The sequence below is a fragment of the Chitinophagales bacterium genome (assembly GCA_041392475.1).
In the GTDB taxonomy this organism is placed as follows: Bacteria; Bacteroidota; Bacteroidia; order Chitinophagales; family UBA2359; genus JAUHXA01.
This window is the reverse complement of sequence record JAWKLZ010000002.1, coordinates 1131638-1144829: the sequence shown is the minus strand read 5'-3', so window position 1 is coordinate 1144829 and position 13192 is coordinate 1131638. Positions and strand designations below refer to the sequence as shown.

Sequence of the window (13192 nt, the reverse complement as noted above, 5' to 3'; positions counted from 1 at the left end):
TTTTTTACAATTTTTGTGGATTCTATAAAAGACTTGGATAATTTCGTAAAAAATTAATCTTCAATAAAATGCGGATGTAATCTTTTCAGACGATAAACTAATGAAGTCCCATTTCACAGATTTTGTCAAACAACCTTTCTTGTAGGCGGGAACTGAATCGGTAAAAAAATTTGTTGCTTTACTGAAAATCGCTTATTATTGCAGCACAAAATAAAAAAAAATCGATGATACAAAATACAAATAATACTTGGTGGTGGCACATACAGACTTCAATAACTGTGTGAACCAACGTCTTATGTATTGTTTGATGTAGATCCGAAAGGCTCGTTGTTCCCACAACGAGCCTTTTTTATTTCATCTGGTTGCAAAAAAAATAACTAAAATCAAAAAATATAAACAATGTCCACTAAAACGCAAACAACAGAAAATCCTCCTTCAAAGGAAGGTACAGAAACCAAAAAGCGAATATTGTCCTGCATCCAACCCACAGGCGATATTCATTTGGGGAACTATTTTGGAGCAGTTCAAAACTGGATCAAACTTCAAGAAAACTACCAATGTTTTTATGGAGTTGTTGATTATCATGCTATGACGATGCCCTACAAAGCTAAAGAGCTGCACGACCGTACCATCAATTTGTGTATGGATCTGATAGCGTGTGGGGTGAATATCAACAATGTATTCATTCAGTCGCTCATTCCTGAACACACCGAATTGTGCTGGATTTTGAGCAATTTCACCTCCTATGGTGAGTTGAGCCGAATGACACAGTTCAAAGACAAAACACAACAATTGGGCGATACAGACAAAGAAGCATTTGTTTCGGCAGGTTTGTTTAATTATCCAGTTTTGCAGGCGGCGGATATTCTCATTTACAAAGCACAATTGGTTCCTGTCGGTAAGGACCAAGAACAGCATTTGGAGTTGTCTAGAAACATTGCGATTCGCTTCAACAAACGCCTCAAAAAACGCTATTTCTATCCGCCAGAGCCTTTGTTTACCGAAGTACCCAAGCTGCTTTCTTTGGCAGACCCGACCAAAAAAATGAGCAAAAGTTTGGGTGAGAAACACTACATCGCCATGCTCGAACCCGAAAAGTCTATCCGCAAAAAGATTCGCTCGGCGGTGACAGATACAGGTGACGGAATGGGAGAAGAAATGAGCGCAGGAGTGAAAAACCTTTTTGAACTGATGAAGGCTTCGGGTGCAACTGAAACGTACGCCCACTACCTTGACCTCTACAACAGCGGCAATCGGCGATATGGTGATCTCAAAAATGCAGTGGCGGATGTAGTTGTTCAACTTACCAACGATGTCAAAAACCGCAAAGCAGAATTGGAGGCCAATCGAGCGGAAGTTGTAGCGCAAATTTTTGCAGCTTCTGCTAACATTCGAAAGGAAGCACAAAAAACCTTGATGGAGGTGAGAGATATTGCAGGTTTGCAGAAATTGGTTTATTAGACTTTAGATGCAAGATGCAAGATGCAAGATGCAAGAAGCAAGATGCAAGATGCAAGAAGCAAGATTTTAGAATTATTGGCAACAAACAATTTGGACTTTGGACGAAAGACATAAGTAGAAAGACAACAGTCCAAAACTTACTTTTGGACTGTTACTAACGTTTGTATTTTCAAAACCAAGTGATTAAAAATCTCTGTGCCTTCGTGCCACTGTGTTCAAAAAAAAAAATCAAAAAATTATGTCAACCAAAAAAATCTTCAAAGCCAAAACTACCCATATTCAAATGTTGGCAGATACGGTAACACCTGTGAGTATTTACCTCAGATTGCGGGATCGTTATGCCAATAGTTTGTTGTTGGAAAGTACGGATTATCATGCCAAAGAAAACAGTTTTTCGTACATCTGCTGTCAGCCCATCGCACGATTTGAAGTGGGAGAAGGGCAGGTGACACAGGCATTTCCCGATGGGAGCAGTCAAACCGTTGCAGCCGAGCGTGAAACTTTGGTGGGTTTGTTAGATGGTTTTGTGAACAGTTTTGAACATGTTGAAAATCAGTATGATTTTATTACCAACGGCATTTTTGGGTATTGCAGCTACGATGCGGTGCGTTATTTTGAAGACATCGAAATTGGGAGTTTTAAAGGTGATAGCCGAAGCATACCTGATGTATTGTACCAAGTTTATCAAGTAGTCATTGCCATCAATCACTTCAAAAACGAACTGTATATTTTTGAGCATCAATACGATAAAAACGTACCTTCTCAATTGAAGGAAGTACAGTCTATCATCAAAAACCAAAACATTCCCTACTTTGGCTTCAATACACATGCTGAGGAGGGGGTGAATTTGACGGATGCCGAATTTTTGGATATCATACAAAAAGGCAAAGATCATTGCCAAAGAGGTGATGTTTTTCAAATCGTTTTGTCTCGCCGATTTTCTCAGGGATTTAGGGGGGATGAATTCAATGTGTATAGAGCCTTGCGGTCTATCAATCCTTCCCCTTACCTGTTTTACTTCGACTATGGTAGCTTCAAAATTTTTGGTTCATCACCCGAAGCGCAATTGGTGATTCACAACGATACTGCCGAAATTCACCCAATTGCAGGTACGTTCAAACGCACAGGTGACGATGCAGCAGATGCAGAGGCGGCTTTGCGCTTATTAGAAGACCCAAAGGAAAATTCGGAACACGTCATGTTGGTGGATTTGGCGAGAAACGATTTGAGTAGAAATGGGGATGAGGTGACGGTAGAAACCTACAAGGAAGTACAGTATTTTTCGCACGTTATTCACTTGGTTTCCAAAGTCACTGCCAAAATTCATCCTGGTACGACTTCCCTTCAATTGGTGGCAGACACATTTCCCGCAGGTACGCTTTCGGGTGCGCCCAAACACAAGGCAATGGAATTGATCGACCGATATGAGGGTAACAATCGAGGTTATTATGGAGGCTGCATCGGTTTTATGGGCTTCAATGGTAGCTTCAATCAAGCCATTATGATTCGCTCTTTTTTGAGCAAAAACAATCATTTGTATTATCAAGCTGGGGCAGGGATTGTCACGAAATCTGTGCCGCAAAAGGAATTGGAGGAGGTGAACAACAAATTGGGAGCTTTGCGGAAGGCAATTGTGATGGCGGAGGGGATTTGAAAAATTCAAGTTCAAATTTTAAGTTCAAATTCAAAACAAAAAAGCATGAAAATCTTGGTATTGGACAATTACGATTCTTTTGTTTACAATCTCGTTCACATCATTCGAGCTTTGGGATATGGTGGTGATATGGACATCGTCCGCAATGACAAAATCGAATTGGAGGAAGTAGTCCAATACGATAAAATTTTGTTGTCGCCTGGTCCTGGTATTCCCGAAGAAGCGGGAATTATGATGGATTTGATTCGGAAATATGCACCGACCAAAAGTATTATGGGTGTATGTTTGGGGCATCAGGCGATTGGCGAAGTGTTTGGGGCAAAGTTGGTGAACATGGATGAAGTTTTGCATGGTATTGCGACTCCGAATATTGTGAAGGATGAAGATGAATTACTTTTTGAAGGTGTTCCGAATCGGTTTACAGTTGCCCGCTATCATTCGTGGATGATTGATGCCGAAACGGTGACGGAGGAATTGAAGGTGACAGCGGTGGATGATGAAAATCGGGTAATGGGTATTCGGCATCGGGAGTATGATGTGAGGGGGGTACAGTTTCACCCCGAATCGGTTTTGACGGAACATGGGGTGAAGATTGTGGAGAATTGGCTGGGGGCAAAATAGTTGTAAAGTGACTATTTCGATTTCGCCTCTACTTGCTTCAGCAGCCAAATTCTATCCGAGATATTTTCAGCTTCTTCTATTTCCTTTTTTAGCTGTTGCAACTGTTCTGTTCTTTCCATTCGACTGCCATGAATCCAAAAAAGTCTTTTGATGATTACAAGGAATTGGCGGTTTTTTTCCAATTCCAATTCTGGAATTAATTCTCTACGTTCACTCAAAAATACGCTTTGATTGCTGCATAATTTATCAAAGTTATCTTCTTCCTCTAAGCAGAAATAGGTCATAACTAACAACCGCCGAGCGTCTATTTGATAAAAAATATCTTCAAATTTATAGAGGGTAAGCGGTTCTTGGTTGACAATTAGTTTTTGAGGAACTACTTGAAAATGATTTTGGTAAAAAGCGATGTAAGATTGGGCATAGGTTTGAGCTTCTTCTCGATATTCTATAGGAAGTTTTTCAGTATAGTTTTCGATAAATTGAAGAACGGCTGCAAAATCTGTATTTTCTTGTTGCAAAGCGAGCATGACCCCTGTTGTAATGAGGTTTTTGTAGGAAGCAGGAGAGAGTTCTTTTATCAGACCGTTTTCTAAACGGAAGATGGATATTTCCCAAAGTTCAGCATAGTAGGTAGAGTCTCCACTGTTTATTTTTTGGATACAGTAGTTTTGTAAGTGATTGAATAAATTGATTTGATGGTATTTGATCAAAACATGGTAATGATTGAATAAGAGTAGTTTGAGAGTAGAATAATAAGCTTTATTGTCTGTAAACAACATTTTGTAACTATTCCAATATACTTCAATAAGGGGTAAGTCGAAATAAGGCGTACTGGGCAGCTTATCTACAATTTTTTCCAAAAGTGGAAATTCGTATTTGGGTGCTTGTAGAATACGGCGGGTATTTACCACATTGCAGGCATAATTCAATTGATTGATTAGAAAAAACAAATCCAAATTGGATATGGCTACTTCTAAGTCCACATTGTTGTATGTCAATGTTTTGTCGCGTATGCGTTTGACCTCCAAGCTGATATCCGCAATGTGGAAGCTGGTGTAAAAATGGCGGCCACCTTTTTTTGTTTCTCTGGATAAATCCCGCTGTAGTTTAGACTTCAATTGATCAAAAAGACCAGATAAACCTCTATTCTCTAAGGTATTCAGTAAAGCTGATTCAAACCTCGTCGTGTCTTGACTTTGGTATTAGACTTGTACGGATTTGATTATGATAGAGTTATGTGAAAAGTGATTTGTTGTGTGCAATTATTTTCCTCTTGAAAAACATTTGTTATAATCAAAATATAGGACTCTTTTTCAAAACATTTGTTTATGAGTGTTTTAAGCATAAAATAATAAATCATTAAATATTTTCAATAATTTATTATTCACTGATTATCGAGCCGAACAAGTCTATTTTTGAACCATGTATTTTTGAACCAAATCAATTGCCTGAGAAATATGGAGGCTCAAATTTCTATCGCTATCGTCACTTTCTCCAAATAACTCAACAGCCAATTCCCTTCTATCAGGCTTTAGTATTTTAAATCTTGGAGAAATAAGTGATAGAAAAAGCTGCAGTACCTTTTCATATTGCCTTCTATTGGAGTGAAAAAACTCACAATGAATGAATTGTTGCAATTCTCGTAATTCTTTTCTGCTAAGGTCTTCTAGTAATTGAATGAGGCGACTGCTGTTCATTGAAAAAAAAATTATAAAATGAAATAATGATTTTCTTGACTACATGCAAATAGGTTTTTTGTCCAATTAATTGATTTTTAGATATTTGTATTTTATTTAATTTTCTTTACAAGGTAAGCAAAACTTGATAAATACAAAAACATCTTATTGATAGAAAATAGATTTAATAATAGCTTTGAACCATCATCAACATTCATACAATCATTAAATTTATTTACCGATGAATTCAAAAACCCCTTTTATCGCCATCGTACTTTTACTTTTTATCACCTTATTTTTCCTTCAAAAATCGCAAACATCCATTAGTGAGTCCAATAAGGCAATTGAAGAAGTAAAAGAAATGCTCGAAAAAGTAGAAAAGAAATTGGACGAATTGCCTATCAACTCTGCACAGACTCCTGATTCGGGTTTTGACCCTACTGAAAAAGACAAATTTATTGCGATTGATGCCAATGTTTCGACCGAAATCAGTAGGGGGAAAACAGGTAAGATAGATTTGGAGCAATATTGGGCCTTTAGCGGGTTAATAAGCCATGTTGCAATTGAAGAGACTTCCTTGGCAATTATAAGCGGCCTGCCCAACGACCCCAATTTGCCTCCTGTTGATTCCTTAGATTTAATAGACCTTCAAACCTATATTGGTTCCTCCAATCCTTTAGCTGCTATTGGCAGTCAGCAAAGGTACATTGAAGTGAGTGCTGGCCCCAATGAAAATCAAGGTACTACATTGTATCGGTTTGTATTTCAAGTGAAAGGCACAGAATGTGACTGCTGGTCTAATTCTGCCACTGGGTATCTAAGCATCACTGTCAATTAATCCTATCAACCCATTCACATATCCAAAAATCAACCACAATGAAAAAAAAATATCTTCGCTCCAAGACTCCTCTAAAATCAAAAGCACTAAAAAGCAGACCTTTTAGCGGTTGCATTATCCTAAGATTTGCTTACGAATATGCGTATTTTGAAGGAAACAATTTACTTGATTTTGCCCAAAAATACCAACTAAAGGGATTGTATGATTTATTGACAGGAGAATACAAGCCCAAATCTATACAAAGACAGGTAAGTAGCATCTCAATGGATAAGCTAAAACAGCTGGAGGATAGAGCCAAAGAAGTAAAACTTCCGCCCTTCATCGTCCAAAGGTCGGGACTAAAACCTCTGAGAAGTTTGTCTAATTATTGGCGATTGGACTACAAAAACACCAAACAGGATTTGACCAAAATAGCGGGATTGTTTGGCGAACTTCAAGAGGTGGATTTAGCCTACAAAGAACTCTTGGCGTATGATGCAGAGGTATATTACCGCAATGATCCCCATTATGCCAAACAATTGTATTGGGATGCTGCGCCAAAAGGAATTGACGCTAAATGGGTATGGGAAATAGAAAAAATTGAAGGTCAGGGAGTTGGGCTTATAGATTTAGAGCAGGGTTGGAAACTTCCCCACCAAGATTTATCTGCAGCCCATCCCAGTCTTATCGTTCATACAAATGCAGATGGCATCAATGGGTATCAAGGCGCACATGGTACAAACACATTGGGAGTTGTAGCAGCAGCCGATAATGCGATGGGAATAGTCGGGATAGCTCCTTCTCTTCAATATGTCAAGCTGGCTTCTCACTATCATTCGGGAGAACCTGGATATGTAGCAGATGCGATTGGCAAGGTACTGGAAGAACTGCATGATGGAAAAATAAGGAAAGGAGATGTGCTGTTATTAGAAGTACAACGAGGTGACTATCCCGTAGAAGTAGATGATTCCGATTTTTGCGCCATTCAACTTGCCTGCGATTTGGGAATAGTGGTGGTAGAAGCAGCAGGAAACGGAGGGTATGACCTAGATGAATGGCACGATTCATCGGGCTGCCATAGACTCAATCAAGCACACCGCTTTCATTTTGAAGACTCAGGAGCCATCATAGTAGGTGCAGCGAGAGCAGAGCCTCCTGCTTATGACGAGCATGACAGGAAAGGCTCTAGCAATTTTGGCAATCGAGTGGACTGCTATGCTTGGGGAGAGAATGTGGCTACTACAGGCGGAGACGGAAGGCTTTCTGGACGAGACTCCTTTACCGCAGCCGATGATTTCACCACAGCTTTTGGGGGAACAAGTGCTGCCTCTGCCATCATTGCAGGAGCTGCCATTCTTCTGCAATGCTATTATAAGCGCAAAAGACGGCGCACGCTTTCTTCATACGAAGTACGCTTTTTACTAAGCAATCCTTCAACAGGTACTCCACAAGGGAATGGCATGACAGGGCATATCGGTGTGATGCCAGACTTACGGAAAATACTTGAAAACCCGTATGTATTGTAGCTATAAAATGGAAGAAGAAAAAGCTCATAACATTACACTAAAAAATTGCACACACACACAACATAACCTGCAATTAAGCGACTGTAAACTATAGAACAATACGGAGAAGCGTCTTTATCCATAAGCAAGATGCATACACACGACTATTCCAATCACTTTACCCTATTTGACCACCCAACCAATGGTCAAACAGAAAAAAAATATACTACTATGGTAAACAACACTATAAAAATCAGCATTGTAGAACACACAAATAACTGGATGAACAGCTTGACCAAAGCCGTTTACAACACAAGTGACCTTCAATTGGTGAGCACCTATACGAATGCAGAAAATGCTCTGCAAAAACTATGGAAGGATTCACCTGATGTAGTTGTGATGGGAATTGAATTGCCGCAGATGAATGGCATTGATTGCATGGTACAGCTACGCCAAAAAGCACCTCACATCCCTTTTTTAATGTTCACGAATCACGAAAATTCAAAATTTGTATTTGCATCCTTAAAAGGAGGCGCATTGGGTTATATCCTCAAAAATGAAGGTACAGAAGGGGTCATTGAAGGAGTCCGAGAGCTGATAGCAGGTGGTTCTCCAATGAGTCGCAACATTGCCCGAAAAATAACGAGAAGCTTTCAACCTGCAGATAGCTTGATGGAAAAAATCTCTAACAGGGAACGGCAAATATTGCATCTTTTGTCACAAGGGCTTTTATACAAAGAAATTGCGAATCAATTGAAGCCTCAAATTAGCGAGGGAACGGTCAAACAACACATTCACCGCATTTACAGGAAGTTGAAGGTCAATAACCGCACTGAAGCCATCAATAAGTACTGGAAGTATGTATAGCAAATAGTAACTAAAGTTATATTGACAGAGAATGTTATTTGCTTTAGGTTTGCAGTAAGAGAATAAGATATTTACAGCCACACATATTGATGAAAAATCTGTTAGTAATTATTATGGCTGATTGCCTCCTATGCTTGGGTAGCTTTTAAGACTGGCATTTGCTGGTCTGAGGCTACCTGAGGTTGTAGGAAGGAATTGATAACTTCATTGATTTACTTAACCTATAAAATTAATTCAATCAATCTAAAACCATCCATACAATCAAAAACCACTAAACAACCATAAAAATAAATGAACGAACTAACCTTAAACTACGGAGGACAGCCCGTCACCTTCCAAAAAAGCCTAACAACTTATGCCGTCAAAACAAAAAATGGCGAAGAATTGCCCAAAAGTCGAAATGTAGATGCTCCCAAAACTGAAAAAATGGGAGCTTTTACCCTTGTTGAAGTTAGCCCAGAGCCCGCTTCAAGAGGTGTATCAAACGATGTAGAAGCAGCATTAGATGAAGCCCGACAAACACCAAATGTCAGCGTAGGAACACATGTGTTCTATGTAAACGAGGCAAAAAGTCCTTTGATTCCCACAGGCGTTGTACACGTTATTTTCTCGACTGATTCCGATAAAGCCTCCAATCTCGTCCTCCTCGAATCGCATCACCTCAACATCATCGAAACCATTGCAGACAATGAGTTCATCACCCAACTTACCCCAGCATCTGCCAATCCCCTAAAAGTTGCCCTTGCCCTACAAAACGAAGCAGAAGTAGCCGTAGCCGAACCCGATTTTTTGAAGGAATTGGTAGAACATGCTTTTGTTCCTCCCACTTCAAAACTCTTCAAAGAACAATGGCACTTAGAAAATGAAGGCCCTGACCGCTACTATTGGGCAAATGGCGGTGTAGGTATCTTCTCCCAAACTTACTTCAAAAAAGGAGCAGATGCCAAAGTAGTCGAAGCATGGGCATATTTAGACAAAATTGGAAAACCCGCTTTGGGGGATAAAAACATTGTTATTGCAGTGATTGATGGAGCTTTTGATCTCCAACATCCCAACCTTAAAGGAGATGGCACAAAAATCAGAAACCCCTACGACTTCAACAACAACGATGCAGACCCAACTGCCCGTTTTTTAGGCGAAACACACGGCACCTCCTGTGCAGGTGTGGCAGTAGGCGCACTCAATAGTTTTGGAGCATTGGGTGCTTGCCCCAATGCCCGCTTGATGCCCATTCAGTGGTCAAGAGTGGTTTCGGATTTGGATGCAAAAAAATGGTTTGAATATGCGATGAACAACGGCGCAGACATTATCAGTTGCAGTTGGGGTTGGCCCGCAGGCTTCAATATCAGCACTTTGATGCAAAATACACTGAGAGAAGTTAGCACCAATGGGCGCAATGGCAAAGGGTGTATTGTCTGTTTTGCAGCGGGCAATGCCAATCCGCATACAAGTTGGAGAGCCGTTGAGGTAAGCAATTTTGCAGCAGACCCCAATGTGATATGTGTAGCAGCTTCAACGAGTTTAGACACTCCCGCCAACTATTCTTTCTACGGCAAAAACGTAAGCATTGCAGCTCCTTCAAGTGGAGGCGATGGTTTTGCCACCATTACCACAGCCTCCGTTGCTCCCGACCTCAACGAAAACCCCTCACAAGTTTTCACCCTTCCCGAAGGTCATCACTATACCTCATGGTTTGGTGGCACATCGAGTTCCTGCCCATTGATTGCTGGGATTTGTGGATTGCTATTGACAGCCAACAACAATCTGACTGCCAAAGATGTAAAAAACATACTTCAATTGACTACCGACAAAGTAACCGACCTCAATTTAGACCTTGAAGGTTATGTAAACGGACATTCTAAAAAAATGGGACATGGGCGGGTGAATGCGCTCAAAGCCGTAAGCATTGCAGGCATTCCACCACCGCCACCACCGCCAATTCTCGAAGCCACTGTCAATGCCCAAAAACTCAATGTGCGGAGTGGACCAAGCACCGCTTATGCGAAAGTTGACACACTTTCAGAAGGCAATAAAGTGCTGATTTACCGTTGGCACGACCGCTGGGCGGAAATCGGTACAGAGCGTTTTGTTCACGCCAATTACCTCACCATCCTCAACAATGAACAAGGCATCATCAATGCCAACCGCCTCAATGTCAGAACAGGGCCAAGCATGGATTATGATGTTAGTCGTCAATTGGATAGAGGCAATCGTGTGAAAGTTTTGGAGAAAGTGGGGGATTGGCTAAAAATCACCGATACCGAATATGTGCATGGACATTATGTGACGACAGTTTAGAAACAAGCGATACGATTCGCCGACACCTGGAAGGTTCGGTGACATCTACTACCTAACTGCTCACTAGCGGTGGGTTTCGAAACCCACCGCTAGTGAGCTATCATTCAAAAAAATAGACCACCAATGCCCAATTTCACCACCTCCCACGCCTTCATCATCGGTATCAACGACTATCAACACGTTACGCCACTTCAAACGGCTGTCGATGATGCCACTATATTGGCAGAGGTCTTGAATCAAAAAGTTCATGGCTATAAAACTTCCTGATTATAACGGATTGCTGTGATTTCGATATCCTCCTAACGAAGCCGCGATTAACAAATTCTGTAACCAGTCATGATGATAGACAAATCCGTTGAGTCTTGCCGCAGGACTGATTAAGACAGCTGATTCATCCCAAGCCTGTAAACAAGAGGGTGAAAAATTATGAAGAAGGGCAAAAGCTCTGAAATTATGAGTAGTGCTAAGTATATCTCCATGAAACATTTGGGAGTTGTTGGCATGTCTATTCATTGCCCTCATGGATCTATCTAGTGCCTGAACGAAAACAGGCTTTTTTATTAAAAACAGATTAAAAAAAAACATCTATGAGAATGTTTTTTTGAGTTTTGAGGCAATTTCTTTCTAAATTACTGATATACATTGCATTGCGCTCATTTCGGAGCAGACAATCCCCTATGAAATACGTTAAAATCTTATTTATCAACAATTTATAAAGAAAAGCCTATTTTGAAACTCAAGAGGCTTTTTTGAGCTTTCGTTTTTTCGCTTTTTGCAGTTTCTTGGCTTTCGCTTTTTGCTGCTCCATGCACAATCTGCCCAATCGCTTTAAATTGTAAGCCAATACTCCCCATGCCACATATTTCTTGAAGCCATCCAAGCCCTTATCCGCTACTTTATCCAAACCACCCTGTTCCAATTCATTAATATTTGATTCTACTGCACTATGTTTACGCTTATAAGTTTTGTAGTTATCTATGGTACGCCTCTTTCTCAGCAATAGTTGGTTTTCCTTTTTTAGGCATCACAACTATATCGAATATTTTTTCCATCGCTTCCTTATTTGATTTCAGCCAGAAACCTTTATCAAAACTAATACTATACAATTTGCACTTTTCTTTGAAGCGTTCCTGTAATTCCTTCCCTAATGGAATCACTAAATCCTTATCTTGTTCTTTTACAGCTACTTTGTGATAAACAATAAAGTGAAATTGGTCAGTTACAATCAACACATTATGCCCCAATTCTACATTTGGGTGCGCCTTGCCCTTCTTCAACCACTCCGTTTCAGGTTCAAAAATGGAAAATACCTTTTCCGAATGAGGAATTTGTTCGCCTTGTAGAATACGTCTATCCACCAAATCGATATGTTTTTTTAACATATCTCGATAATATTTCAAGCTTTCTAACTTTGTTGCTAAGTGAGGTTTTGAATCAATTATTTCACTCAAAGCTTCTACTAAATCATTCACTTTCTTTAATAAAGGATAGGTTGCTGCCAAATACTCCTCTGTCGAATCTTGAAGGCGTTTTATATAATTATTACCTTTTCGTTTATGTATTCTTGCTGTAAGCGTATATAATCTTTTTATTTTTTTACGTATTGATTTATAATTACGTAATCCTGATATGTCTACTACGCTTTTTAACAGCTTTATAAAACCAATACATTTATGTACACAATCCCACAATAAACGGATATCGGTTGGAAAATGAATATGACGTTCTACTACAAACGAATCTGCTTTGAGATTCAACTCTAAAATTTTACCTTCCTTTTTTTTTAATTGATGACCTTCATTAACTATTATTTTATTGATTTCATTAAGGTTATCTTCAGTAAGAAACCAACATTATCTTTAATTGTTTGCAAACAATAATGTTTTACATTCGGTAGATAACCTCTCGTTGCTACACCTAATATCCCTCGAAGTGAATGGTGATTATTCGATAAATCATGTAGATTATCATAATCTATATTTAAATTTAGACGGCAACAACCCAAAACAAATAATTCCCATAAACTCATTCCCAAACGACCCGTCGCTTTTTTTTTCTGACAAAATAGCCTCAGATAAAACTTTCAGAACGGCTGTTCGAAGTGCTTCATTCGTGAAAATATGCTGTAATCCTGCTAATAGTTGAGGTAGCTCATGACGGCTTCGCATATCTATTTCTACCTCTCCAATAGGAATCGAATCCAATTGTAATTGTGCTTCAAATTCTTTACGCATCAGATAGTAATACTTTTTTACACGAATCTCATAGACAGACAAATCATCATTTGATTCGT

14 protein-coding genes are annotated in these 13192 nt (G+C 39.6%); 8 read left to right on the top strand and 6 right to left on the bottom strand.

Annotation, left to right across the window (positions count from 1 at the left end):
• Window positions 1–399: 399 nt before the first annotated feature.
• From trpS to R3E32_18015, 3 genes are all read left to right on the top strand, one after another.
• Window positions 400–1461 carry a tryptophan--tRNA ligase gene (gene trpS / locus R3E32_18025; GenBank protein ID MEZ4886631.1) on the top strand — a complete coding sequence of 354 codons (1062 nt, stop codon included), beginning with the start codon at window positions 400–402 and terminating at the stop codon, window positions 1459–1461.
• A gap of 238 nt (window positions 1462–1699) precedes the next feature.
• A complete protein-coding gene (locus tag R3E32_18020; protein ID MEZ4886630.1) occupies window positions 1700–3115 on the top strand; it encodes an anthranilate synthase component I family protein in 1416 nt (471 codons plus the stop codon).
• A gap of 45 nt (window positions 3116–3160) precedes the next feature.
• Window positions 3161–3736, top strand: a complete 576-nt coding sequence (locus R3E32_18015) for an aminodeoxychorismate/anthranilate synthase component II (GenBank protein MEZ4886629.1) — start codon at window positions 3161–3163, stop codon at window positions 3734–3736.
• An 11-nt stretch (window positions 3737–3747) separates the two neighbouring features.
• Here the strand turns inward: R3E32_18015 and R3E32_18010 are convergent, their stop codons facing one another.
• Both R3E32_18010 and R3E32_18005 read right to left on the bottom strand, forming a co-directional pair.
• Window positions 3748–4854, bottom strand: a complete 1107-nt coding sequence (locus tag R3E32_18010) for a hypothetical protein (GenBank protein ID MEZ4886628.1) — start codon at window positions 4852–4854, stop codon at window positions 3748–3750.
• A 291-nt stretch (window positions 4855–5145) separates the two neighbouring features.
• Window positions 5146–5433, bottom strand: a complete 288-nt coding sequence (locus R3E32_18005; GenBank protein ID MEZ4886627.1) for a hypothetical protein — start codon at window positions 5431–5433, stop codon at window positions 5146–5148.
• Between the two features lie 220 nt (window positions 5434–5653).
• Between R3E32_18005 and R3E32_18000 the strand changes: the two genes are divergently transcribed.
• The 5 genes from R3E32_18000 (at window position 5654) to R3E32_17980 (ending at window position 11166) form a co-directional block, all read left to right on the top strand.
• Window positions 5654–6250, top strand: coding sequence for a hypothetical protein (locus R3E32_18000; GenBank protein ID MEZ4886626.1), 597 nt, complete (start codon window positions 5654–5656; stop codon window positions 6248–6250).
• A gap of 38 nt (window positions 6251–6288) precedes the next feature.
• A complete protein-coding gene (locus R3E32_17995) occupies window positions 6289–7755 on the top strand; it encodes a S8 family serine peptidase (GenBank protein ID MEZ4886625.1) in 1467 nt (488 codons plus the stop codon).
• Between the two features lie 210 nt (window positions 7756–7965).
• Window positions 7966–8601: a response regulator transcription factor gene (locus R3E32_17990; GenBank protein MEZ4886624.1), complete on the top strand. Its 636-nt coding sequence runs from the start codon at window positions 7966–7968 to the stop codon at window positions 8599–8601.
• A 291-nt stretch (window positions 8602–8892) separates the two neighbouring features.
• Complete coding sequence (locus R3E32_17985) at window positions 8893–10899, top strand: S8 family serine peptidase (GenBank protein ID MEZ4886623.1); 2007 nt, start codon at window positions 8893–8895, stop codon at window positions 10897–10899.
• A gap of 123 nt (window positions 10900–11022) precedes the next feature.
• Window positions 11023–11166 carry a hypothetical protein gene (locus tag R3E32_17980; protein ID MEZ4886622.1) on the top strand — a complete coding sequence of 48 codons (144 nt, stop codon included), beginning with the start codon at window positions 11023–11025 and terminating at the stop codon, window positions 11164–11166.
• Here the strand turns inward: R3E32_17980 and R3E32_17975 are convergent, their stop codons facing one another.
• The 4 genes from R3E32_17975 to R3E32_17960 all read right to left on the bottom strand — a co-directional run bounded on the left by R3E32_17975 (window position 11167) and on the right by R3E32_17960 (window position 13133).
• Window positions 11167–11412, bottom strand: a complete 246-nt coding sequence (locus tag R3E32_17975; protein MEZ4886621.1) for a hypothetical protein — start codon at window positions 11410–11412, stop codon at window positions 11167–11169.
• 223 nt (window positions 11413–11635) lie between these two features.
• Complete coding sequence (locus tag R3E32_17970) at window positions 11636–11818, bottom strand: hypothetical protein (GenBank protein MEZ4886620.1); 183 nt, start codon at window positions 11816–11818, stop codon at window positions 11636–11638.
• Between the two features lie 52 nt (window positions 11819–11870).
• A complete protein-coding gene (locus R3E32_17965) occupies window positions 11871–12656 on the bottom strand; it encodes a hypothetical protein (protein ID MEZ4886619.1) in 786 nt (261 codons plus the stop codon).
• Between the two features lie 210 nt (window positions 12657–12866).
• Window positions 12867–13133, bottom strand: a complete 267-nt coding sequence (locus tag R3E32_17960; GenBank protein ID MEZ4886618.1) for a hypothetical protein — start codon at window positions 13131–13133, stop codon at window positions 12867–12869.
• Window positions 13134–13192 lie beyond the last annotated feature (59 nt).

What these genes read in the sequence shown, in the direction of transcription:
- trpS (MEZ4886631.1), top strand. Translation starts at nt 400, where the DNA reads ATGTCCACTAAAACGCAAACAACAGAAAATCCTCCTTCAAAGGAAGGT.
- R3E32_18020 (MEZ4886630.1), top strand. Translation starts at nt 1,700, where the DNA reads ATGTCAACCAAAAAAATCTTCAAAGCCAAAACTACCCATATTCAAATG.
- R3E32_18015 (MEZ4886629.1), top strand. Translation starts at nt 3,161, where the DNA reads ATGAAAATCTTGGTATTGGACAATTACGATTCTTTTGTTTACAATCTC.
- R3E32_18005 (MEZ4886627.1), bottom strand. Translation starts at nt 5,433, where the DNA reads ATGAACAGCAGTCGCCTCATTCAATTACTAGAAGACCTTAGCAGAAAA.
- R3E32_18000 (MEZ4886626.1), top strand. Translation starts at nt 5,654, where the DNA reads ATGAATTCAAAAACCCCTTTTATCGCCATCGTACTTTTACTTTTTATC.
- R3E32_17995 (MEZ4886625.1), top strand. Translation starts at nt 6,289, where the DNA reads ATGAAAAAAAAATATCTTCGCTCCAAGACTCCTCTAAAATCAAAAGCA.
- R3E32_17990 (MEZ4886624.1), top strand. Translation starts at nt 7,966, where the DNA reads ATGGTAAACAACACTATAAAAATCAGCATTGTAGAACACACAAATAAC.
- R3E32_17985 (MEZ4886623.1), top strand. Translation starts at nt 8,893, where the DNA reads ATGAACGAACTAACCTTAAACTACGGAGGACAGCCCGTCACCTTCCAA.
- R3E32_17980 (MEZ4886622.1), top strand. Translation starts at nt 11,023, where the DNA reads ATGCCCAATTTCACCACCTCCCACGCCTTCATCATCGGTATCAACGAC.
- R3E32_17975 (MEZ4886621.1), bottom strand. Translation starts at nt 11,412, where the DNA reads ATGAATAGACATGCCAACAACTCCCAAATGTTTCATGGAGATATACTT.
- R3E32_17960 (MEZ4886618.1), bottom strand. Translation starts at nt 13,133, where the DNA reads ATGCGTAAAGAATTTGAAGCACAATTACAATTGGATTCGATTCCTATT.